Source organism: Bradyrhizobium sp. NBAIM18, assembly GCF_020193825.1.
Lineage (GTDB): Bacteria > Pseudomonadota > Alphaproteobacteria > Rhizobiales > Xanthobacteraceae > Bradyrhizobium > Bradyrhizobium yuanmingense.
Genome location: NZ_JADYVO010000008.1, coordinates 190016 through 211162, shown reverse-complemented (window position 1 = coordinate 211162; position 21147 = coordinate 190016). Strand labels below are relative to the sequence as shown.

The following is a 21147-nucleotide window of genomic DNA, read 5'->3' as shown; positions in this document are numbered from 1 at the left end:
TTAGTGGGCCGCCGCCCCGGCGACGCCGAGATGGCGCTCCAGGACAGAGGGGTCGGTCTTCAGCGCGGCGCTCGGAGCGTCGTGGACGATCGTTCCGCGCTCCAATATCACAACGCGATCGGCGAGCCCCAGAATCTTTTGGGCATTCTGCTCTACGATGATCGAGCAGATACCTCCGGACCGGGTGATGGTCCCGATCGCCTTCAAGAGTTCCTCGACGATGATGGGCGCAAGGCCCTCCATCGGCTCGTCCAGCAGCAGGACTTTCGGATTGAGGGTAAGTGCGCGACCGATCGCCAGCATCTGCTGCTCGCCGCCGGAGAGCTGGTTGCCGAAATTGCTCCGCCGCTCCTTCAGCCGCGGGAACATCTCGTAGACCTTCTCGACCGTCCAGGGACCGGGCTGCGCTACGGCGGTCATGTTCTCTTCCACCGTCAGCGAGCGGAAGATGTTACGCTCCTGCGGCACCCAGCCGATGCCGGCGCGCGCCCGCTGGTCGGGCCGCATCGCCGTGACATCGGTGCCGGCCAGCGCAATGGAGCCTGCGAAGCGGCGCGTGACGCCGACGATGGAGTTGATCAGCGTGGTCTTGCCGGTGCCGTTGCGCCCGAGCAGCGCCAGCACCTGTCCTTCGGCGAGGCGGAGCGTCATCTTCGGCAGCACCACCGCCTCGCCGTAGCCGGCGCGAAGCGAATCGATCGCGAGCAGGTCAGACATCGACCGCCTCCTCGCCGAGATAGACCGCCTTCACCTGCGGATCGCGCGCGACCTCTTCGGGCGGGCCTTCGGTCAGCAGCGCGCCCGAGACTAGCACCGAGATGCGATCAGCAAAGGAGAACACGAGGTCCATGTCGTGCTCGATCAGGAGCACGGTGACGTCCCGCGGCAGGCTGCCCACGACGGCGAGAATGTCGTGGCGCTCGCTCTCGGGCACGCCGGCGGCGGGCTCGTCGAGCAGCAGCACGCGCGGCTTGGCCGCAATGGCCACCGCGATCTCGAGCAGGCGCTGCTTACCATAGGGCAGCGTCACGGTCTCTTCGTTCATGACGTCGAGCAGATGGAAGCGGGAGAGCAGATCGGCGGTCTCGCCATTGACGTCACTGCGCGTGCCCATCCGTCGCCACCAGTCGCCGCCATGGCCGAGGCGCTCGGAGACCGCGAGCCCGATGGTCTCCAGGGGAGTCAGGTCCGGGTAGAGCTGGTTGATCTGGAACGTGCGCGACAACCCGCGCAGCACGCGCTTGTGCACCGGCAGATCGGTGATGTCCTGACCTTCGAGCAGGATGCGGCCTGCGTTCGGCTTCAGCACGCCGGTGAGCTGGTTGATGACCGTGGTCTTGCCGGCACCGTTCGGACCGATCAGCGCGTGGCGGGCGCCCTGCTCGACCTTCAAGGACAGATCGCGGGTGACGCGCAGGCCGCCGAACTGCTTTTCGAGATTCTGGGTTTCGAGCGCGATGGTCATGAATCGCTCTCCGGCACGGCAACGATCGCCTTGCGCCCCGCAATCCGCCTGATGATCAGGTTCGGCACATACAGCACCCAGCGATGCAGGCGCTGGCGGCCGACCAGCACGATCACGACCAGCACGAGCCCGATCCAGAACTGCCAGTATTGCGGCGTGATGGTCGAGAACAATTCCTGGAGCATGCGGAAGATCACCGCGCCGATCAGCCCGCCGTAGAGATAGCCGGTGCCACCGATCACGAGCACCAGCATCAGGTCCGCGGAGCGCTCGAAGGCGAACACGTCGAGCGAGGCGATCGCGGTCGTCTGGGTGAACAGCGCTCCCGCAATGCCGGCATAGAACGCAGCCAGCGTATAGATCGCGACCAGGCGGCGGTTGACCGGAATGCCAATGGCGGCAGCGCGGAGAGGGTTGTTCTTGATGGCGCGCAGCGACAGGCCGAACGGGGAATTCACGACGCGGCGGGCGAACAGGAACAGCAGGAACAACACGGCGAGCGAATAGAAGAAGCCGGCCTTGCCGAACATGTCGAACGGGATCTCGCCGAAGATCGGCTGCATCTCGATGCCCTGCAGGCCGTCGGTCCCACCGGTGATATTGGAGAAGCGCTCGGCGAGCGCTTCCAGCAGCAACGCGATGCCGAGCGTCACCATCAGGCGCGTCAGGTCGACGCCGCGGATCACCAGAAAGCTGGTGGCAAAGCCGAGCACCATGGCGGCAAGGCCGGCGACGATCAGCGCCAGCACGGGCTCCTTGACGATGCCGTGCAGCGCCAGCAGCCCCGCGGCATAGGCGCCGACGCCGAAGAAGGCGGCATGGCCCAGCGAAACGATGCCGGCATAGCCGAGGATGAGATCGAGCGACATCGCGAACAGCGCGAGGCGCAGGATGTCGGTCATGATTAGATAGCGCGACGGAAATGCGAAGCCGCAGGCCAGCACGATCAGCCAGAAGGCGATTTCGCCGTAGTGCCAGCGCGCCTGGCGCTGGGCATGGTAGCCGACGTCGGAAGCAGCGCTCATCGGTGAACTCAACGCGCGGCCGTGCGGCCGAACAGGCCGTTCGGGCGCCAGATCAGGATCACGATCATGATGGTGTAGATCACGAAGGGGCCCATCTTCGGCACGTAATATTTGCCGGCGACGTCGCCGATGCCGAGCAGCAGCGAGGCGAGGAACGGGCCCGTTATCGAGGAGGAGCCGCCGACGGTGACCACGATCAGGAAGTAAATCATGAACTTCAGCGGGAAATACGGATCGAGGCCGAGGATCTCGGCGCTGAGCGCGCCGCCGAGGCCGGCGAGCCCGCAACCGAAGGCAAAGGTGAAGGCGAATACCTGCGGCACGTTGATGCCGAGACCGCTCGCGGCGCGGGGGTCATCGACCGCCGCCCGCAGGCGGCTACCGAAACGCGTCTTCGCCAGCACCATTTGAAGCGCGATGGTCAGCAGGCCGCAGATCACGATGATCATCAGCCGGTAGCGGCCGATACCGACGCCGAACAGATCGAACTGGCCTTGGAGCGCGGCGGGCAAATTGATGAAGACCCGCGAGGATCCCTGGATGTAATCGACGGCTGCCACCGACATGAAGGTCAGGCCGATCGTGAACAGCACCTGGTCGAGATGGCTGCGGGCGTAGAGATGACGGTACAGCGTCCTTTCGAGCGCGATGCCGATTGCAGCCGAGGACACGAAAGCGAGCGGCAAAGCGGCGAAAAACGGCCAGCCCATCCGGTTGACCAGCACCATGCAGATATAGCCCCCCGCCATCGCGAAGGCGCCGTGGGCGAGATTGACGAAGTTCATCAGGCCGAGCGTGACCGCGAGCCCGCAGGCGAGCACGAACAGCAGCATGCCGTAAGCGACGCCATCGAACAGGTTGGTGAGGATTGCGGTCATTGTCTCAGCTTGAGTAATCCGTCATGGCCGGGCTTGTCCCGGCCATCCACGTTCTTGTCTGGGCCGCCGCGTGGATGCCCGGGTCAAGCCCGGGCATGACGCTGGAGAGAGACCCGGGGTTCGCGCTCATGCGCGCCCCGGATGACGCGCTTTCGCGCGTCACTTCTTGGTCTTGCCGAGATCCTTGACCGCCTCGAAGGTCGCGAACTCGACATTGTAGAGTTCGCCATCCACCTTCTCGACCTTGCGGATGTAGATGTTCTGCACGATGTCGCGGGTCTCGGGGTCGATCGAGATCGGGCCGCGCGGGCTTTCCCACTTCTGACCCTTCATGGCCTCGATCAGCTTGTCGCCGTTGGTGTCGCCACCTGTCTTCTTCAGCGCCTCGTAGATCAGGTGGATGCCGTCATAGCCGCCCACGGCCATGAAGCCCGGACGGTTGCCGAAGGCCTTCTTGTAGGCCGCGACGAAATCCTTGTTCATCTGCGAGGGGTGCGCGGCGGAATAGAGATGCGCGGTGACCGTGCCGAGCACGGCGTCGCCCATGTTGTTGAGCAGATCGTCGTCGGTGACGTCGCCCGGCCCGATCACCTTGATGCCGGCCTTGTCGAGGCCACGCTCGGCATATTGCTTCATGAAGTTGCCGCCCTGGCCCGCCGGCACGAACACGAAGATCGCGTCCGGCTTTGCGTCCTTCATGCGCTGCAGGAACGGAGCGAAGTCGGGGTTCTGCAGCGGCACCTTGACTTCTTCGACCACCTCACCGCCGCCGGCCGCGAAATGCTGCTTGAAGAAGTTGAGGGCGTCATTGCCCGGCGCGTAGTCCGAGGTCAGCGTCGCGACCTTCTTGATGCCGTTCTTCACCGCCCAGTCGCCGATGATGGTCGAGGACTGCGCCAGCGTGAAGCTGGTGCGCACGATATAAGGCGAGCGTTCGGTGATAATGGAGGTGCCGGCCGCCATCACGACTTCAGGAATCTTGGCCTGGGTGGCCAGCGGCGCGGCGGCGAGCGCGGCCGGCGTCACACCGAAGCCGGCGATGAAGTTGACCTTGTCGTTGACGATCAGCTCCTGCGCGGCGGTCTTGGTCTTGTCCGGGATCGCGGCGTCGTCTTTCAGGATGATCTCGACCTTCTTGCCGGCGACGGTGTCGCCCTTCTGCTGCATGTAGAGCTTGATCGCGTTCTCGATCTGCTTGCCGGTCGAGGCCTGGCCGCCGGTCATCGGCAGGATCAGCCCGATCTTGACCGTGTCTTGCGCCTTGGCAGGCTCGACGGCCGCGAGGCCCGCGATCGCAACGACCGCTGCGGTGTGTAAAAAAATTCTGCGTTCGAACATCAGATGTCCCTCCCCTTCATTCCTCACCTCTTGTGCGCCGGACCGAGTACCCGGTCCTTGCCGCGCTTCACTCACGGACAAGCCATGCCGTGCGGCCACATGGCGTCCTCTGTAACCCCGTTGTCAATCGAACGTTGGGCGACCATTCGGCGCAAGCCGCGCAATCTGCCTCAACAACGGCGGAGAGCTATTTGTACGATTGTACAAATGAAATGGTCCTGTCAACGAAAAAGCCCTGTGACACTGGGCCGGAGGGCGATGGCTTTGCCACCCTACGAGGGCCGCACCACACCGGGGATGGAGGATTCAGTCTCTCATTTGCAGAATCCGGACATCTTAAGTGCGTCCGTGGCATGCCCCGTCCTACGATCCGTCAATGACAAATACCCGGTGTATACCGTACCAACAGCGGCGACCTCATCAAGTGCAAAATATGCCTATTATAATACCTTCTCTGTATACAGCTATGCCCTCCCTCGAATAGGCCAATTTTACCTATTGAGAGATATGGTTGCCGCTAACGCCTATGGCGCTCCACCATCCGCGCCCCGTCGGGGGCACGACCAGAGATATTCATGCGTTCTCGCTCGCTTTCGATCGCCGCCGCACTCGCCCTGCTCAATCTCGCAGGCTGCGGGACGGTCAACGAGAAGCTCTCCGCCGGGATGGGCGACTACGTCCCGCAATGGGCCGGCGGCCTGCCCGCTGATGCGCCGCCGCGGCCCGGCACGCCGCAATACGATGCCTACATGAAGGAGCGCGAGCGCAAGCGGCTGATGCCGGCGGCCGATCGCGAGAAGGAAGAACAGGCCCAGAAGGGCGCGACGGGGACGACGTCGGCTGGCGCGGGGCGCTGAGGAAGCGAATGGCGAATAGGGAGTAGCGAATAGGGCGCGCTCCCCCTCCACTCACCATTCGTCCCCCATTCGCTAATCCACGAACACCACGGTCTTGCGGCCGTTGAGGATGACGCGGTCGTCGAGATGGTAGCGGATGGCCCGGGCCAGCACGCGGCGCTCGATGTCACGGCCTTTGCGGACCAGATCTTCCGGCGTGTCACGATGGCTGATGCGCTCGACGTCCTGGTCGATGATCGGGCCCTCGTCGAGATCGCGCGTGACGTAATGCGCGGTGGCGCCGATCAGCTTGACGCCGCGCTCATGGGCCTGGTGATAGGGCTTGGCGCCCTTGAAACCCGGCAGGAACGAGTGGTGGATGTTGATGCAGCGCCCGGACAGCTTTGCCGAGAGATCGTCGGACAGGATCTGCATATAGCGGGCGAGCACCACCAGATCGGTCTTCGTCTTGCCGACGAGGTCCATGATCTGTGTCTCCTGCTCGCGCTTGGTCTCCTTGGTGACGGGCAAATGGTGGAAGGGGATGCCGCCGAAATCGAGCCCGGCATAGACCTCGCGTGGGTGGTTGGAGACGATCGCGGTCGGAATCATCGGCAATTCGCCGGTTCGCCAGCGATAGAGGATGTCGACCAGGCAGTGATCGGACTTCGACACCAGCAGCATCACCTTGCGATGCGCAGCGCGGTCGCGCATCTGCCATTCCATGCCGAAACGCTCGGCGATCGCGGCGAAGCCGGTCTGCAGTGCCGCGAGTTCCACGGCAAGATCGGCCGCTGTGAACACCACCCGCATGAAGAACTTCTTGGTCTCGACGTCGTCGAACTGCTGGGCGTCGAGGATGTTCTGTCCGTTATGAGCGAGAAACGTCGAGACCGCCGAGACGATGCCTGGGCGATCCGGACAGGACAGGGTCAGGACGTATTGATGGTCGGGCAAGGCTCGGCCCTTGATGAAGGTTTGTGCAGCGGAACGATCCAGCGGATTGCGCCCTGCTCTAGCACCGACCCGCCCTTGCGCCAATCCCAACCGCGGAGTCAGGATGAACGGACAATTGCGAATTCTCAACGGAGCATACCCATGGCCGACCGCTTGAACGGCTACCGCATCCTGATCCTGGAAACGCGCGAGGAGGCGCAGTTTTCCAAGCTTCTGGCCGAGCAAGGCGCCGAGGTCGTGCAATGCCCGATGTTCACCATCCACGATGCGCCGGATCCGGCTCCAGTCGAGGCCTGGATCCGCCGCGCCATCGACAAGCCCTTTGACGATCTCGTGCTGATGACCGGCGAAGGCCTGCGCCGCATCATGAAGCTCGCCCGTGCCCGCGGGCTCGACGCCGCCCTGGTCGCGGTGCTCGCCAAAGCGCAAAAATTCACCCGCGGCCCGAAGCCGGGCAAGGCACTGCGCGAGATCGGCCTCGAGGCGCAACAGACCACGGAGAAGCCGACCACCGAAGGCGTGATCGAGATGCTGGCCAGACTCGACCTGAAGGGGCGGCGCCTCGGTCTGCAGCTCTATCCCGACAAGGATCATAGCGCGCTGACCGGCGCGCTGGCCGCGCAAGGCGCCGACGTCGATACGGTGCTGCCCTACGTCTACGATTCCAAGGCTGCCGATGCCAACATCGTCGCCGCCATTGACGACATGGCAGAGGGACGCATCGACTCGATCGCCCTGACCAATCTCGGCCAGGTCCGCCGGCTGATCGAGGTTGCCAAGGCGCGCGGCAGCGAGACGAAGCTGCGCGCAGGTCTCGAACGCACGCTGATCGCATCGGTCGGCCCGGCCGTTTCCGGCGAGCTAGCAGCGCATGGCTTGCGCACGGACGTCTCGCCCGCCGACGAAGCCTATTTCATGCGTCCTCTGATCTCGGCCATGGCAAGTGCGTTGGCCGACAGGAAAGCGGCCAGCGCGGCGAGGTAAGAGCCGAGCGCGGGGGCGGCCTGCGGCGACTGCGATTGACACCGGCATCGCCAGCGTTAGGTTGCGCCACAGCAAGAAGAAACAACAAGGTTAAGGAAATCGCCGTGACACGCGTCATCGCGTCGTGAGCGCCACTGCACGACCTTCGGCGCTCGCGCCATTCCGCATCCGCAACTACCGCTTCCAGTGGCCGTCCGATCTGCTCACCTCCTGGGCCTTCGAGGTCGAGACGCTGGTGCTCGGCTGGTACGTCATCGTCGAGACCGGCTCGGTGCTGCTGCTCACGCTGCTGGCTTCACTCCAGTTCGTCGGAACATTGGTCGCGCCCGTGTTCGGCATGATCGGCGACCGGATCGGCCATCGCGATCTCCTGGTCGTCATGCGCCTTGCCTATACGGCGCTGTCGTCGACCATCATGGTCCTGGCGCTGAGCGGTCATCTGTCGCCGCTGAGCGTCATGATCATCGTCACGATCATGGGCTTGATCCGCCCCTCCGATCTCGGCGTTCGCGGCGCGCTGCTCGCCGATATCATGCCGGCCGAGCAGCTGGTGGGCGCCATCAGTGTTGCGCGCACGACCCAGGACAGCGCGCGCATTGCCGGAGCGTTGACGGGGGCCGGGCTGTTCGCCGTGCTCGGTATCGGCCTCGTTTATGTGGCGATCGCCTGCCTTTACTTCACGGCAGCGCTTCTCATGCTCTGCCTGACCCAGCCGAAAAGGACCGTCACCACGAGCGATCTTCCCGCAAGCAGCCACACCGTTTCGCGGCTGCTTGGCGACCTCAAAGAGGGGATCGTCTATGCCTGGAACGGGCCGGCAATGCGCGCGGCGCTGTGCGTCGCTTTTCTGGCGAATCTCACCGCATTTCCTTTCACGGGCGGATTGTTGCCCTACATCGCGCGGGAGATCTTTCACACTGATCAGACCGGCCTCGGATATCTCTCGGCGAGCTTCGCCGTCGGCTCGCTAATCGGCTCCATCACGCTCAGCCTAGTCAGTGGCGTACGCATTGCCCGACTCCTGATCGGCGCAACGCTGGCCTGGTACGCAATGCTGCTGGTGTTCGTCGAGGTCAGGACGATGCCGGTGGCGATGGCCTGCCTCGTCCTCGCCGGTATCGCCCAGAGCATGTCGATGATCTCGGCTGCCGTCATCCTGATGCGCACCGCGAGCGCACATCTGCGCGGCCGTGTCATGGGCGTGCGCATGATGGTGATCTATGGCTTGCCGATCGGACTGCTCGCGGCCGGCAGCCTGATCGACGTCATCGGCTATTCCGCGACGGGCTCGCTTTATGCCGGCGCAGGATTCGTCGCGATGCTGGCAATCGCGATCCGCTGGCGCGCCGATCTGTGGCCGGCGCACGCGCCGGCCAATGCGCGATGACGGCGTCCCCGTAACGACGTCAGACCTCCACCGGCGGCGATCTCAGAGGAAGCAACGCCGCCACCCGCGAATCGCGCAAATAGAGACCGCCCCAGGCAAGACCAGCAAGATAGACGCCGAACAGCATATGGCTGAAGAGCGGGTTGCCGACCCGCAAGTGAACAGCCACCGTGCCGCCCATATAGGCGGTCAGCAGGATCGCACCGAGCAAGGCCGTTCGCGGGAGGCCGTAGAGCGCGGTGCAGGCCAGCGCCACCACGCCCAGCGCGCGCGCCAGATCGGCCGACGGGGGATAGCCGAGCTCGGCGGTCGCGTTGATCACGACGTCCAGCGGGACGAGCTTCATCCCGGCATCAAACAGCATGAAGGCAATCACGAGCCCGCTCATGACGGAGCCGGCCACGTGTCTCGACTTGGACATCGTCATCCCCTACGACGCCTTCCCCTTGAGAAGGGCGACGATGGCCATCGCATGGCCGTGGCCAAGGCCGAACTCGTCCTTGAGCGCGGCCACGATGGCACCCGCTTTCACGCCGGCGGCCAGTCCCGCTCCGGTCGAAAAACTCCGGTCCTTGCCCCATTTGCGAAACTGTTCCGGGCTCTTGCCGGTCTTGGCCTGGATATTATCAAGATAGGCCTTGAAACTCACCGCAGCGCTCCTCCGATGTTTGCTCCACCAGCGCGGCCGGAGCGATCCAGGCATATTGCGGTCAGGACGTAGTCGTCTTGTATGAAAACGACAATTGCGGCCGCTCGCGCGAGAGGCGCGCAGGCGTCATGCCGATCAGTTGCCTGACCGAGCGGGTAAGATGGGCCTGATCGAAATAGCCGGCGCCCGATGTCGCGTCGAGAACGGAGCTGCCGCTCACCAGCAAGGCCGCGGCGCGACGCGCCCGCTCGATCTGCTGATGGCTGCTGAACGTCATGCCCGTAACGCGGCGAAAGTGGCGCTGAACCGAACGCCGGCTCATCCAGTCGACGTCGCCGTCGATCGCCGCATCGGTCGCGTGGCTGCGTGCGATGACACCCGCGCGCGCCATGCGAGCGACGAGACTTTCCGCATCGTCATAGCCTGGAATGTCCCAGCTCAGACCCGAAAACAGAAAACGGCCGTTGGGCAGCACCGGCAACTGCATGTTTTGATGGTCGATCAGTGCGCTCGTCGGTATCTCCGGCAGGTAGGTTCCCAGCCGAAACCGGATCGCGAGCCATTCGCCGCTCGCGGGACATTCGACGAGTGTCCCGCGGGTGACCGGCCCTCGGAGCGTCACCGCCAGAAGCTCCGGGAGCCTGGTGACCACAAGCTCGATATTTCCCTCGGCCATCGACAGGAACGAGCCGCCACGCCGGCTCCGGCTGCGCCATACCCGCTCGACGTAAGGCGAGTCCGACGCGCGATGGTCGAACTCTATGAGCACGGAAGCACCGGGAATGCGCAGATCATCGTTCCTCCCCGTAGCTCCCGAGCCGCGCGATATCGAGGATCGTGACCCCGCCATATTCCAGCCGCAGCAGCCCCTCCTTCTCCAGCCGGTTCAGCGCGCGGTTGGCGTTCTGGCGGGACATGCCGGAGAGCCCGCCGATCTCCTCCTGGGTGATCTCCAGATGCGCGGTCGATTCCGGATAGAGGATCGGGTTGAACAGCGAGGCGATGCTGCGGGCGAGGCGCGCGGTGGCATCGAGCGTGCGGTTGACCTCGAGCATGCCGATGAACTGGCCGAGCCGCTCGTTGAGTTGGCGCACCAGGAAGCGGTTGAAGCCGACGCTGTTCTCGAACAGCCACATGAAGGCGCTGCGTTCCATCAGCGCGATGCGGCTGTCGCGCAGCGCGACCACGTCGTAGCGGCGCGGCTCGTTCTTGAGCACGCTGCCCTCGCCGAACCAGGCCCCTGCCGTCAGCCCGGCAAGGCTGGTCTCCTTGCCGTCGCGCGAGACCCCGCCCATGCGGGCAAGGCCGCCCACCATGCCGGCCCAATAGGCAAAGATATCACCGCGCATGAACACGCTCTCGCCGGTGCCGTAGGACCGTTCCGTAATTCCGGCGCGCGCGACCTCGATCTCGGCTGGTGTGAGCTCACGCGACCAGGCGGCAATGCGCTTCAGATGATCCTCTGAAATCATGATCTCGAAGCCAGCCGCACCGTTCAGTCACCCCATGCTCCTGTTGCACTGCAACAGAATCCCTTCGGCTATCCATCCGACGAAAGATGGAGACCCGCTCGGCCCGACAACTTTGTCGCAGAATTGTCAGGCCGGAGACATTTCAAAATAGCGCTTTCCCCTATTGAGGACCACCTCGGGCGATGCGGCTTTTGATCCCTCACGGGAACGAAGGTGGCGCCGGTCCGGTCGAGACCAATAGCTGCATGGTCTGGCCGGCACGACCGTACTAGGATCGCCTGACAGGAACGGAAGAGCGCCAATCAAGCGCCATCACCGGGAGGGATTCGTTTGGTGGCTACCAGTCTCGAAGTGCGCGGCGTGTCCTTACGATTCGGCGGCGTCCGCGCGCTGACCGACGTCAGCTTCGCCATCAGGGCAGGCGAGCTGTTCTCGATCATCGGCCCCAACGGCGCCGGCAAGACCTCGATCGTGAACTGTATTTCCGGTCGCTATAAGCCGACCGAAGGCCAGCTGTTCTATCAGGACCGCGACATCACCGGCTTGACGCCGAATGCCCGCGCCTCACTCGGCATCGGCCGCACCTTCCAGAATCTCGCGCTATTCCACCACATGAGCGTGCTCGACAACATCATGGTCGGCCGCCATCACCTGCTGAGGAACAATTTCCTCACGGGCTCGCTGTACTGGCTCACCGGCGCGCGCAGGGAGGAGCTCGAGCACCGCCGCAAGGTGGAAGAGATCATCGACTTCCTCGATCTGCAGTCGGTGCGCAAGGCCACCGCCGGCACCCTCTCCTACGGCCTTCGCAAGCGCGTGGAGCTCGCCCGCGCCATGGCGCTGGAGCCGCGCCTGATCCTTCTCGACGAGCCCATGGCCGGCATGAATTTCGAGGAGAAGGAGGACATGGCCCGCTACATCGTCGATCTCAACGAGGAGTTCGGGATGACGGTGGTGATGATCGAGCACGACATGGGCGTGGTGATGGATATCTCGCATCGCGTCATGGTGCTGGATTTCGGCAAGAAGATCGCCGAGGGCGATCCGGCGACAGTGCTCGCCGATCCGCACGTCAGGCGTGCCTATCTCGGCGAAGAGGACGAGGTGCTGGTCGATCCCGATGATGCCTCTCCGGCGCAGGAGAGCGCGGCATGATGGATTATGCGGGCCGCGTCGCGCAGGCCGACACCTATCCGAAGATGCTCCGGCTCAATGCCAGGGAGCACGGCGACGAGATCGCAATGCGCGAGAAGGATCTCGGGCTCTGGCGCATCTTCACCTGGAACGACTATCAGGCCCGCGTGCGCGATTTCGCGCTCGGCCTCATCGAGCTCGGCCTGGGCCGCGGTGATGTCATCGGTATCATCGGCGACAACCGGCCCGACTGGGTCGCGGCAGAAGTTGCGACGCATGCCATTGGCGGCCTCAGCCTCGGGCTCTATCGCGACGTCCTGGACGAGGAAGCTTCCTATCTCCTCAACTACGGCGAGGCGCAGGTGGTCTTCGCCGAGGACGAGGAGCAGGTCGACAAGCTGCTCATCCTTGCAGAGCGCGTGCCGAAGCTGAAGCACATCATCTATTCCGATCCGCGTGGGATGCGGAAATACGACGACCCGCGCCTGATGCCGGCGGAGAAGTTCGCCGAACTCGGCCGCGCGCGGGCAGCACGCGAGCCGGAACTCTACGACAGATTGGTCGATGCCACCGAGGGCGAGGACGTCGCGATCCTGTGCACCACGTCCGGCACCACCTCGCATCCGAAGCTCGCGATGCTCGCCGCCGGCCGCGTACTCGGCCATTGCGCCACCTATCTCGCCTTCGACCCCAAGGGTCCCGACGACGAATATGTCTCGGTGCTGCCGCTGCCCTGGATCATGGAACAGGTCTACGTGCTCGGCAAAGGTCTGCTCTGCCGGATGAAGATCAACTTCGTCGAAGAGCCGGACACGATGATGAACGATCTGCGCGAGATCGCACCGACCTTCGTGCTGTTCGCGCCCCGCGTCTGGGAATCGATTGCCGCCGACGTCCGTGCCAAGGTGATGGACGCAACGCCCTTCAAGCAGCGCCTGTTCGACATCGGCATGAAGTCGGGCCTTGCCGCGCTCGAACAGGGCAAGCGCTCGGGCTTTGCCGACGCGATCCTGTTCCGCGCACTGCGCGATCGCCTCGGCTTCACCCGGTTGCGTTCGGCCGCGACCGGCGGTGCGGCGCTCGGGCCTGACACCTTCAAGTTCTTCCAGGCCATGGGCGTGCCGCTGCGCACGCTCTACGGTCAGACCGAGCTGCTCGGGGCCTACACGCTGCATCCCGAGGGCAAGGTCGATCCTGATACCACCGGCGTACCGATGGCCGATAATGTCGAGATCCGTATCGACAATGCCGACGTCCACGGCGTCGGCGAGATCGTCGTGCGGCACCCCAACATGTTCCTCGGCTACTACAAGAACCCCGAGGCCAGCGTCGCCGACATCAAGGACGGCTGGATGTGCTCGGGCGACGCCGGCTATTTCAACGCCGACCACCAGCTCGTCGTGATCGACCGCATCAAGGATCTCGCCGAGACCTCCCGCGGCGAGCGCTTCTCGCCGCAATTCATCGAGAACAAGCTGAAATTCTCGCCCTATATCGCGGAAGCCGTGGTGCTTGGGGCCGGCCGCGACGCGCTCGCGGCAATGATCTGCATCCGCTACTCCATCATCTCGAAATGGGCGGAAAAGAACCGCCTCTCCTTCACGACCTACAGCGACCTCGCCTCACGGCCGGAGGTCTACGCGCTGCTGCAGAAGGAGGTCGAGACCGTCAACGCCACGCTGCCGCCGGCCCAGCGCATCTCGCGCTTCCTGCTGCTCTACAAGGAGCTCGACGCCGACGACGGCGAGCTCACCCGGACGCGAAAGGTGCGCCGCGGCGTCATCAACGAGAAATACGCCGGCATCATCGACGCCATCTACCGCGGCGATTCCGACATCCCCGTCGACACCGTGATCCGCTTCCAGGACGGCACCACGCAGCGGGTGCGAACGACGCTGCGCGTGGTGGACCTCGGCGGGCACGGGCACATGGCGGAGGCTGCGGAGTGATACAGATCCTCGTCATGCGCGGGCTTGACCCGCACATCCATCCTCTTCCGAACAGTCTTCCTTCCTCATCGATGGATTGCCGGGTCAAGCCCGGCAATGACGGGCTGAGTCACTCAACATGAACACCGCCTTCCTCATCCAGCTCCTGGTCAACGGCCTTGTGGTCGGCACGCTCTATGGCGTAGTCGCGATGTCGTTCGTGCTGATCTACAAGGCGACGCAGGTCGTCAACTTCGCGCAAGGTGAATTGCTGCTGGTCGGCGCCTGGGTGTGCTGGGCCTTGCTGGCGAAATACCAGGTGCCGTTCTGGATCGGCATGCCGATCACGCTGGTGTTCATGTTCGTGTTCGGCATCGCGGTGCAGGTGCTGATCCTGCGGCCGATGATCGGCGAGCCCATCATCTCGGTGATCATGGTGACGATCGGCCTCTCCACCGTGCTGCAGGCGACGCTGAAATGGATGTTCGGCGTCAATCCGCAGCCGTTCCCGCGCGTGTTCGAAAGCCAATCGGTCGACCTGTTCGGACTGCAGATCCAGACCGTCTACGTCATGAGCCTCGTGGTGTCGGTCGCGATGATGATCGGCATGGCCTGGTTCTTCCGCGCGTCGAAGTACGGCCTTGCGATGCGCGCCACCGCGTTCAACCAGCAGGTGGCGCAGTCGCTCGGCATTTCCGTCAAGAGCGTGTTCGCGATGGCCTGGGCGATCTCGGCGACCGTCTCGGCGGTCGCCGGCGTCGTCGTCGCCGTCGTCAATGGCGTGTCCTCGGGCCTTGCTGCCTACGGCATCAAGGTGTTTCCGGCGGCGATCCTCGGCGGGCTCGATTCCGTCGGCGGCGCGGTGCTCGGCGGCATCATCATCGGGCTTCTGGAGAACGTCGCCCAATATGTCGACAGCGAGTATCTGCACTGGGGCAATCTCTACGAGATCGCACCGTTCTACGTTCTCATCATCGTGCTGATGATCAAGCCCTACGGCCTGTTCGGCACCCACGACATCGAGCGGATCTGATCCATGGCCGGCCCTGCCCTCATTCCCGCTGGTGATTTCCGCACCACTTACGCCGCGGACACCACGATCTTCCCGACCACCACCAGCCGCAACTTCGCGATTCTGGGCGTCGCGCTGCTCTGCCTCGCGCCGCAACTCTTCAGCGGCTACTGGCTCAGCATTTTGATCCAGATCGGCATCTTCTCGATCGCGGCGCTCGGCCTTAATATCCTGGTCGGCTTCACCGGCCAGATCTCGATCGGACACGCGGCCTTCTTCCTGCTCGGCGCCTTCACCTCGGCCTACATCTCCAACAATGCGCCGATCCCGGTGTTCTTCGCGATCCCGCTCGCGGGACTCGTGACGGCGCTGGTGGGACTGATCTTCGGCATCCCCGCGGCGCGGCTGAAAGGACTCTACCTCGTCATCGCGACGCTGGCCGCGCAATACATCCTGCTCGACTTCTTCTCCCGCGCCGAATGGTTCTCCGGCGGCTCGGTGCCGGTAAGCGCCGAGCCGTTCTCGATCTTCGGTTACACGCTGCGGGGCGACCGGCAGTATTTCTACGTCGTGCTGGCCTATGTGCTCTTGAGCTACATCCTCGTCACGAACCTGATGCGCACGCGCGACGGCCGCGCGCTGGTGGCGATCCGCGACCATTATCTCTCCGCGGAGATCATGGGCATCAATCTCACCAAGTACCGCACATTGTCGTTCGGTCTCGCCGCCTTCTTCGCCGGCATCGCGGGCGCGCTCTATGCGCACTATCAGCTCGTGGTCTCCCAGGAAGGTTTCGGGATCGAGCGCTCGATCCTGTTCCTTGCCATGATCATCATCGGCGGCACCGGCTCGATCATGGGCACGCTGATGGGCACCGCCTTCGTGGTGCTGCTGCCCGAGGCGATGGAGTTCGTCAGCCACTATCTCAAGGGCGGCGCGATCGACAAGGCACTGTCACTCAACAACAACATCACCTTCCTGCGCGAGATCGCGATCGGGCTGATCATCATCGCATTCCTGATGTTCGAGCCTGACGGGCTCGCGCATCGCTGGCGGCAGATCAAGGCGTACTGGAAACTCTACCCGTTCTCGCATTGAGCACAGGCAAGTTCACTTTAACAATAAACAGGAGGAACCGACCCATGAAGATGAAGTCCCTTTTGAGCACCGCATCGCTCGCGATCACGATCACCGCATACGCGGCAGGCGCGCAGGCGCAGATCGCGATCGGGCATCTCGCCGACTATTCCGGCGGCACTTCCGACGTCGGCACGCCGTTCGGGCAGGCCGTCGCCGACACCTTCGCCTGGGTCAACAAGAATGGCGGCATCGGCGGCAAGCAGGTCAACCTCGACACCAACGATTACGGCTACCAGGTGCCCCGCGCGATCGCGCTCTACAAGAAATGGTCGGCTCCGGACAACAAGGTCGCCGCGATCATGGGCTGGGGCACGGCCGACACCGAAGCGCTGACCGGCTTCCTCGCCCAGGACAAGATTCCCGACATGTCCGGCTCCTACGCCGCGGCGCTGACTGATCCGGAAGGCGTCAGCGGCAAGGCCAAGCCCGCGCCTTACAATTTCTTCTACGGCCCGAGCTATTCGGACGCGTTGCGCGCGATGCTAATGTGGGCGGCCGAGGACTGGAAGGCCAAGGGCAAGCCCGGCAAACCCAAATTCGTGCACATGGGTGCCAACCATCCCTATCCGAACGCGCCGAAGGCCGCCGGCGAGGCCATGGCGCAGGAGCTCGGCTTCGAGGTGCTGCCGCCGCTGATATTCGCTCTGACGCCCGGTGACTACAGCGCGCAGTGCCTGAGCCTGAAATCGTCCGGAGCGAACTACGCCTATCTCGGCAACACCGCCGCCTCCAACATCTCGGTGATGAAGGCCTGCAAGACGGCCGGGGTAGACATCCAGTTCCTCGGCAATGTCTGGGGCATGGACGAGAACGCCGCCAAGACCGCGGGCGATGCCGCAAACGGCGTGATCTTCCCGCTGCGGACAGCGGTGAGCTGGGGCGGCGACGCGCCCGGCATGAAGACGGTGATGGAGATCTCGAAGATGTCCGACGCCAGCGGCAAGGTCTATCGTCCCGTGCACTACGTCGCGGCCGTCTGCTCGGCGATGTACATGAAGGAAGCGATCGACTGGGCCGCAAAGAACGGCGGCGCCACCGGCGAGAACGTCGCCAAGGGCTTCCACCAGAAGAAGGACTGGGTGCCATCGGGCATGGAAGGCGTCTGCAATCCCTCCACCTGGACCGAGAAGGACCACCGCGGCACGCTGAAAGTGGATCTCTATCGCACCAAGATCTCGGGCTCGACCGATGGCGACCTCAACGATCTCATGGCCAAGGGCACGATCAAGCTCGAGAAGGTCAAGACGGTGGAGCTGCCGCGCAAGCCGGAACTGCTGGGGTGGTGAGCAAACTCCGACGTCATGGCCGGGCTTGTCCCGGCCAGCCACGTCTGACCTCACCGCACGAAGCAGGTGGATGCCCGGGACAAGCCCGGGCATGACGAGCGCAGCAATTTGGTAGGCTCACCAATGACCGACACCCTCGAAGCGTCCCGCGCCAAGCCAACCGCCGTGGCGTCCGCTCCCCTCCTCGCCGTGCGCAACATCGAGGTCGTCTATGACGATGTGATCCTGGTGTTGCGCGGCCTCAGCCTCGACGTGCCCAAGGGCGCGATCGTAGCGCTGCTCGGGGCCAACGGCGCCGGCAAGTCGACGACGCTCAAGGCGATCTCGGGGCTGCTCAAGACCGAGGACGGCGAGGTGACGCGCGGCGAGATCCTGTTCGAGGGCGAGCGGATCAACGGCATCGATCCCGACAAGATCGTCCGCCGCGGCATCTTCCAGGTGATGGAGGGCCGGCGCATCGTCGCCGACATGACCTCGCTCGAGAATCTCAAGCTCGGCGCCTTCACGCGCCGGGACCGCGAGGTCGACGCCGACCTCGACATGGTCTTCAGCTATTTCCCGCGCTTGAAGGAGCGCACCGGCCTTGCCGGTTATCTCTCCGGCGGAGAGCAGCAGATGCTCGCAATCGGCCGCGCGCTGATGGCGCGCCCGAAAATGATCCTGATGGACGAGCCTTCGATGGGCCTCTCGCCGCTGCTGGTGAAAGAGGTGTTCTCGATCATCCAGAAGATCAACCGCGATCTCGGCGTCACCATCCTCCTGGTCGAGCAGAATGCGCGCGCGGCGCTCTCCGTGGCGAGCCACGGCTACATCATGGAGCAGGGCAAGGTTGTGCTCGACGGCAGCGCCGACGCATTGCGCGACAACGAGGACGTCAAGGAATTCTACCTCGGCGGCGCCGGCGACCAGCGCAAGAGCTTCAAGAACCTCAAGAGCTTCAAGCGGCGCAAGCGCTGGCTGTGATCCACAAGGAGCCTAGCCGAGCACCTGCTCGGCTTCCGTGACCGCGCAGAGAACATGATAGAACGACGACGCAGGAATGGTGTCGATCAGCGATTTGCCGTCGCGATCGAACTGGTCGTACCAGCCGCCCTTGACGGGATGGCTGAGATAATGCCGTTCGAGCCGCACCAGCGCCGCGCGCGCCTCGTCCGCCGCTCCCGCCTGGCCGGATTCGGCCTGCGCGATCCACGCCTTCGCGATCTCGGTTTGCGGCCACAGCCGGCGCGTGCTGCGGCGGATGTTGCCGCTTGCATCGCCCTCGTCGACGAGGCAGCCCGTCGCCTCGTCACGATAGCGCAGCGAGGTCTCCAGCAGTTCCGCACGACGCTGGCCGGTCGGGCACCCCGTGATGCGTTCAAAATTCTTCAGCAGCCAGACCCATTCCGCCTGGTGACCCGGCTCGACGCTGACCGGCTCGATCTTCGACCAGTCCTCCTCGAAATATTCCGACAATACGTGCCTCTGCTTGTCGTAGAGGTTGGCGAGGAACAATGCGAAGAATTCTCCGGCACGGTTCTGGAACGACAGATCGTGGGTCGCCTCGAAGCACGCGATCATCGCCTCGAACAGATGCATATGCGGGTTCTGCCGGCGCGGCAGCGAGACCGGAAGGCCTTCGTGAACGCCGCCATGCGGCGAGCGCAGGTGTCCGTCGAGGAAGGCGAGCAGCGCATCTATCTCGGCGCGGACCTGCGTATCCTGGTCGAGCGCATAGACGCTGGCGAGCGCAAACAGGATGAAGGCGTGGTCATAAGCATCACGCCGGGCATCCAGCACCGATCCGTCCGGCGTCAGCCGGTGCACATAGCCAGGCCGGCCATCGGGCGCCTTCGCTTTGGCCAGCAGGTGCTCCAGCCCCTTCAACGCAATCGCGCGCCCCTCGGGATACCAGCCCATCTGTGCCGCCTTGGCGTAGCACCAGATCTGGCGGGCCTGCACGAACACGCGCCGGGGCGCGGCGGCATCGGCCGCACCGTCGCGGTGCAGCCGGTCGATGAAGCCGCCTGCGGCGTGATCCCAGCCGACCGTCGACCACAGCGGCAGCGCCTCGTCGATCATACGGCGCTTCAGGCGCGCAACAACGTTCGACGCCTCGTCCGCCGCAATGATTCCTTCGTCCGCCATCGGGTCCCTTTCAAGCCTCGCCACTGGCGGTCTGATAGCCATGCCGGTGGCGGCGCGCAACGGATGCCAACACGGAAAGAACAGCCATGACCGCCCATTACGACGCCCGCGAGACGCGTGAGCAAACCGCGCGCGAGGCCGACCTGTTCGCCCGCCTGCCGGAGGTGCTGCGAGCCGCGATGGCCGCCCCGGCCTATGCCGAGCGGCTCAAAGGCTTAGATCCCGCCGCCGTGACCTCCAGGGCGGCTCTGGCGGATTTGCCGGTGTTGCGCAAGTCGGAACTGCCCGCCCTGCACAAGGCCTCCGCGCCCTTCGGAGGCTTCGTGGCGGCGGCGCCTGGCTCGTTCGCCCGTCTCTTCACCTCCCCCGGTCCGATCTTCGAGCCGGAAGGGCGACAAGCCGATCCCTGGCGCGGCGCAAGGGCGCTGTTCGCAGCCGGGTTCCGCCCCGACGACATCGTCCTCAATACCTTCAGCTACCATCTCACCCCCGGGGGATTCATCTTCGATGCGTCGGCGCGGGCGCTAGGGTGCGCGGTGATCCCCGCCGGCCCCGGCAACACAGAGCAGCAGTTCGAGCTGATCGAGGCCTACCGGCCGGTCGGCTACAGCGGCACGCCGGACTTCTTGAAGATCCTGCTCGATGCCGCCGCAAGCTCGGGGCGTGACATTTCCTCGATCAAGCGCGCGCTGGTCTCGGGCGCAGCGTTTCCGCCCTCGCTCCAGGCCGAGATCAAGGGGCGCGGCATCGATGCCTACCAGGCCTTCGGCACCGCCGATCTCGGCCTCATCGCCTTCGAGACCGAGGCCCGCGAAGGCATGGTCGTGAACGAGGACCTGATCCTGGAGATCGTCAAGCCCGGCACTGGCGATCCGGTCGCACCAGGTGACGTCGGCGAGATTGTCGTGACTTCGCTCGACCCGCACCATCCCTGGATCCGGCTCGCGCTCGGCGACCTCACCGCGGCCCTGCCCGGCACGAGCCCGTGCGGGCGCACCAACATGCGCATCAAGGGCTGGATGGGCCGCGCCGACCAGACCACCAAGATCAAGGGCATGTTCGTCCGTCCCGAGCAGATTGCCGAGATCGGCAAGCGCCACGCGGAGCTCGGAAGACTTCGCCTCATCGTCACGCGCCAAGGCGAGACCGACGCCATGACGTTGAGAGCGGAAGCTGCGCCCCCTAGCGACTCCCTACGCGACGACATCGCGGCCAGCTTGCGCGCGATAACGAAGCTCGGAGGAGCCGTCGAGCTGGTCGGTCCCGGCACGCTGCCGAATGACGGCAAGGTCATCGTGGACGAGCGCTAACCTCAGCTCGATTTCGACAGCAGGTCATTGCCGGGGCTGAGCACATCCCTCCGCGAATGCGGGAGCGCGGAACGAACTCGCGGCACGACGAAGATGACGAGCGTAGAGCCCGACCTTCGGGCCATGGCTGCGATGCCGCCGGGCGCAGGAACCTTGCATCGTCCGGGCTGCTCCCGTATTACCAGACCACGCTGCGATATGGCCGGAATCGGCCCTTTC

At 64.4% G+C, this 21147-nt stretch carries 21 protein-coding genes; 10 read left to right on the top strand and 11 right to left on the bottom strand.

Translation table 11 applies throughout. The features are described 5' to 3' along the window. The 5 genes from I6F17_RS20090 to I6F17_RS20070 form a co-directional block, all read right to left on the bottom strand. A complete protein-coding gene (locus tag I6F17_RS20090; RefSeq protein WP_036029900.1) occupies positions 1 to 717 on the bottom strand; it encodes an ABC transporter ATP-binding protein in 717 nt (238 codons plus the stop codon). Further along, complete coding sequence (locus tag I6F17_RS20085; protein ID WP_036043305.1) at positions 710 to 1465, bottom strand: ABC transporter ATP-binding protein; 756 nt, start codon at positions 1463 to 1465, stop codon at positions 710 to 712. The genes I6F17_RS20090 and I6F17_RS20085 overlap by 8 nt, the downstream gene beginning before the upstream one ends. Continuing rightward, on the bottom strand, positions 1462 to 2490 hold the full coding sequence (locus tag I6F17_RS20080) for a branched-chain amino acid ABC transporter permease (protein WP_036043307.1): 1029 nt from the start codon (positions 2488 to 2490) through the stop codon (positions 1462 to 1464). The genes I6F17_RS20085 and I6F17_RS20080 overlap by 4 nt, the downstream gene beginning before the upstream one ends. An 8-nt stretch (positions 2491 to 2498) precedes the next feature. Further along, complete coding sequence (locus I6F17_RS20075; protein WP_036015727.1) at positions 2499 to 3368, bottom strand: branched-chain amino acid ABC transporter permease; 870 nt, start codon at positions 3366 to 3368, stop codon at positions 2499 to 2501. A gap of 159 nt (positions 3369 to 3527) precedes the next feature. Next, positions 3528 to 4706: an ABC transporter substrate-binding protein gene (locus tag I6F17_RS20070; protein ID WP_225130483.1), complete on the bottom strand. Its 1179-nt coding sequence runs from the start codon at positions 4704 to 4706 to the stop codon at positions 3528 to 3530. Between the two features lie 575 nt (positions 4707 to 5281). Between I6F17_RS20070 and I6F17_RS20065 the strand changes: the two genes are divergently transcribed. Then, on the top strand, positions 5282 to 5563 hold the full coding sequence (locus tag I6F17_RS20065; RefSeq protein ID WP_036043309.1) for a hypothetical protein: 282 nt from the start codon (positions 5282 to 5284) through the stop codon (positions 5561 to 5563). Positions 5564 to 5635: 72 nt separating this feature from the next. Here the strand turns inward: I6F17_RS20065 and purU are convergent, their stop codons facing one another. Further along, positions 5636 to 6499 (bottom strand): formyltetrahydrofolate deformylase, encoded by an 864-nt coding sequence (gene purU / locus I6F17_RS20060; RefSeq protein ID WP_036015720.1) that lies wholly within the window; start codon positions 6497 to 6499, stop codon positions 5636 to 5638. Positions 6500 to 6640: 141 nt separating this feature from the next. On the opposite strand from purU, the gene I6F17_RS20055 reads away from it, so the two are divergent. Beyond that, on the top strand, positions 6641 to 7483 hold the full coding sequence (locus tag I6F17_RS20055) for a uroporphyrinogen-III synthase (protein ID WP_036043312.1): 843 nt from the start codon (positions 6641 to 6643) through the stop codon (positions 7481 to 7483). Between the two features lie 124 nt (positions 7484 to 7607). Further along, complete coding sequence (locus I6F17_RS20050) at positions 7608 to 8870, top strand: MFS transporter (protein WP_057028719.1); 1263 nt, start codon at positions 7608 to 7610, stop codon at positions 8868 to 8870. A 19-nt stretch (positions 8871 to 8889) separates the two neighbouring features. Here I6F17_RS20050 and I6F17_RS20045 read toward each other — a convergent pair whose 3' ends face one another. The 4 genes from I6F17_RS20045 to I6F17_RS20030 all read right to left on the bottom strand — a co-directional run bounded on the left by I6F17_RS20045 (position 8890) and on the right by I6F17_RS20030 (position 10991). Beyond that, the gene (locus I6F17_RS20045) at positions 8890 to 9297 is read right to left on the bottom strand and encodes a DoxX family protein (RefSeq protein ID WP_225130482.1); all 408 of its coding nucleotides are present in this window, start codon (positions 9295 to 9297) and stop codon (positions 8890 to 8892) included. A 3-nt stretch (positions 9298 to 9300) separates the two neighbouring features. Beyond that, positions 9301 to 9519, bottom strand: coding sequence for a DUF4287 domain-containing protein (locus tag I6F17_RS20040; RefSeq protein WP_225130481.1), 219 nt, complete (start codon positions 9517 to 9519; stop codon positions 9301 to 9303). A gap of 61 nt (positions 9520 to 9580) precedes the next feature. Continuing rightward, a complete protein-coding gene (locus I6F17_RS37955; protein ID WP_036029878.1) occupies positions 9581 to 10288 on the bottom strand; it encodes a helix-turn-helix domain-containing protein in 708 nt (235 codons plus the stop codon). 22 nt (positions 10289 to 10310) lie between these two features. Next, complete coding sequence (locus tag I6F17_RS20030) at positions 10311 to 10991, bottom strand: Crp/Fnr family transcriptional regulator (protein WP_225130480.1); 681 nt, start codon at positions 10989 to 10991, stop codon at positions 10311 to 10313. A 333-nt stretch (positions 10992 to 11324) separates the two neighbouring features. On the opposite strand from I6F17_RS20030, the gene I6F17_RS20025 reads away from it, so the two are divergent. The 6 genes from I6F17_RS20025 (at position 11325) to I6F17_RS20000 (ending at position 18454) form a co-directional block, all read left to right on the top strand. Further along, entirely contained in the window at positions 11325 to 12146 is an 822-nt protein-coding gene (locus I6F17_RS20025; protein WP_036043434.1) for an ABC transporter ATP-binding protein, read from the top strand. After that, positions 12143 to 14074 (top strand): long-chain fatty acid--CoA ligase, encoded by a 1932-nt coding sequence (locus I6F17_RS20020; protein ID WP_036043319.1) that lies wholly within the window; start codon positions 12143 to 12145, stop codon positions 14072 to 14074. The genes I6F17_RS20025 and I6F17_RS20020 overlap by 4 nt, the downstream gene beginning before the upstream one ends. 118 nt (positions 14075 to 14192) lie before the next feature. Further along, positions 14193 to 15086 carry a branched-chain amino acid ABC transporter permease gene (locus I6F17_RS20015; RefSeq protein ID WP_036029874.1) on the top strand — a complete coding sequence of 298 codons (894 nt, stop codon included), beginning with the start codon at positions 14193 to 14195 and terminating at the stop codon, positions 15084 to 15086. Between the two features lie 3 nt (positions 15087 to 15089). Continuing rightward, complete coding sequence (locus I6F17_RS20010) at positions 15090 to 16163, top strand: branched-chain amino acid ABC transporter permease (protein ID WP_036043322.1); 1074 nt, start codon at positions 15090 to 15092, stop codon at positions 16161 to 16163. Positions 16164 to 16207: 44 nt separating this feature from the next. Further along, entirely contained in the window at positions 16208 to 17491 is a 1284-nt protein-coding gene (locus I6F17_RS20005; RefSeq protein WP_036043325.1) for an ABC transporter substrate-binding protein, read from the top strand. A 123-nt stretch (positions 17492 to 17614) separates the two neighbouring features. Then, positions 17615 to 18454, top strand: coding sequence for an ABC transporter ATP-binding protein (locus tag I6F17_RS20000; protein ID WP_036043328.1), 840 nt, complete (start codon positions 17615 to 17617; stop codon positions 18452 to 18454). A gap of 12 nt (positions 18455 to 18466) precedes the next feature. Here the strand turns inward: I6F17_RS20000 and I6F17_RS19995 are convergent, their stop codons facing one another. Further along, positions 18467 to 19618, bottom strand: coding sequence for an AGE family epimerase/isomerase (locus I6F17_RS19995; RefSeq protein ID WP_036043331.1), 1152 nt, complete (start codon positions 19616 to 19618; stop codon positions 18467 to 18469). Between the two features lie 86 nt (positions 19619 to 19704). On the opposite strand from I6F17_RS19995, the gene I6F17_RS19990 reads away from it, so the two are divergent. After that, positions 19705 to 20928: an AMP-binding protein gene (locus I6F17_RS19990; protein ID WP_225130479.1), complete on the top strand. Its 1224-nt coding sequence runs from the start codon at positions 19705 to 19707 to the stop codon at positions 20926 to 20928. Positions 20929 to 21147: the final 219 nt, after the last annotated feature.

Coding starts and splice junctions, on each gene's coding strand:
- I6F17_RS20090 (WP_036029900.1), bottom strand. CDS start 717: ATGTCTGACCTGCTCGCGATCGATTCGCTTCGCGCCGGCTACGGCGAG.
- I6F17_RS20085 (WP_036043305.1), bottom strand. CDS start 1,465: ATGACCATCGCGCTCGAAACCCAGAATCTCGAAAAGCAGTTCGGCGGC.
- I6F17_RS20080 (WP_036043307.1), bottom strand. CDS start 2,490: ATGAGCGCTGCTTCCGACGTCGGCTACCATGCCCAGCGCCAGGCGCGC.
- I6F17_RS20075 (WP_036015727.1), bottom strand. CDS start 3,368: ATGACCGCAATCCTCACCAACCTGTTCGATGGCGTCGCTTACGGCATG.
- I6F17_RS20070 (WP_225130483.1), bottom strand. CDS start 4,706: ATGTTCGAACGCAGAATTTTTTTACACACCGCAGCGGTCGTTGCGATC.
- I6F17_RS20065 (WP_036043309.1), top strand. CDS start 5,282: ATGCGTTCTCGCTCGCTTTCGATCGCCGCCGCACTCGCCCTGCTCAAT.
- I6F17_RS20055 (WP_036043312.1), top strand. CDS start 6,641: ATGGCCGACCGCTTGAACGGCTACCGCATCCTGATCCTGGAAACGCGC.
- I6F17_RS20045 (WP_225130482.1), bottom strand. CDS start 9,297: ATGACGATGTCCAAGTCGAGACACGTGGCCGGCTCCGTCATGAGCGGG.
- I6F17_RS20030 (WP_225130480.1), bottom strand. CDS start 10,991: ATGATTTCAGAGGATCATCTGAAGCGCATTGCCGCCTGGTCGCGTGAG.
- I6F17_RS20020 (WP_036043319.1), top strand. CDS start 12,143: ATGATGGATTATGCGGGCCGCGTCGCGCAGGCCGACACCTATCCGAAG.
- I6F17_RS20015 (WP_036029874.1), top strand. CDS start 14,193: ATGAACACCGCCTTCCTCATCCAGCTCCTGGTCAACGGCCTTGTGGTC.
- I6F17_RS20010 (WP_036043322.1), top strand. CDS start 15,090: ATGGCCGGCCCTGCCCTCATTCCCGCTGGTGATTTCCGCACCACTTAC.
- I6F17_RS20005 (WP_036043325.1), top strand. CDS start 16,208: ATGAAGATGAAGTCCCTTTTGAGCACCGCATCGCTCGCGATCACGATC.
- I6F17_RS20000 (WP_036043328.1), top strand. CDS start 17,615: ATGACCGACACCCTCGAAGCGTCCCGCGCCAAGCCAACCGCCGTGGCG.
- I6F17_RS19995 (WP_036043331.1), bottom strand. CDS start 19,618: ATGGCGGACGAAGGAATCATTGCGGCGGACGAGGCGTCGAACGTTGTT.
- I6F17_RS19990 (WP_225130479.1), top strand. CDS start 19,705: ATGACCGCCCATTACGACGCCCGCGAGACGCGTGAGCAAACCGCGCGC.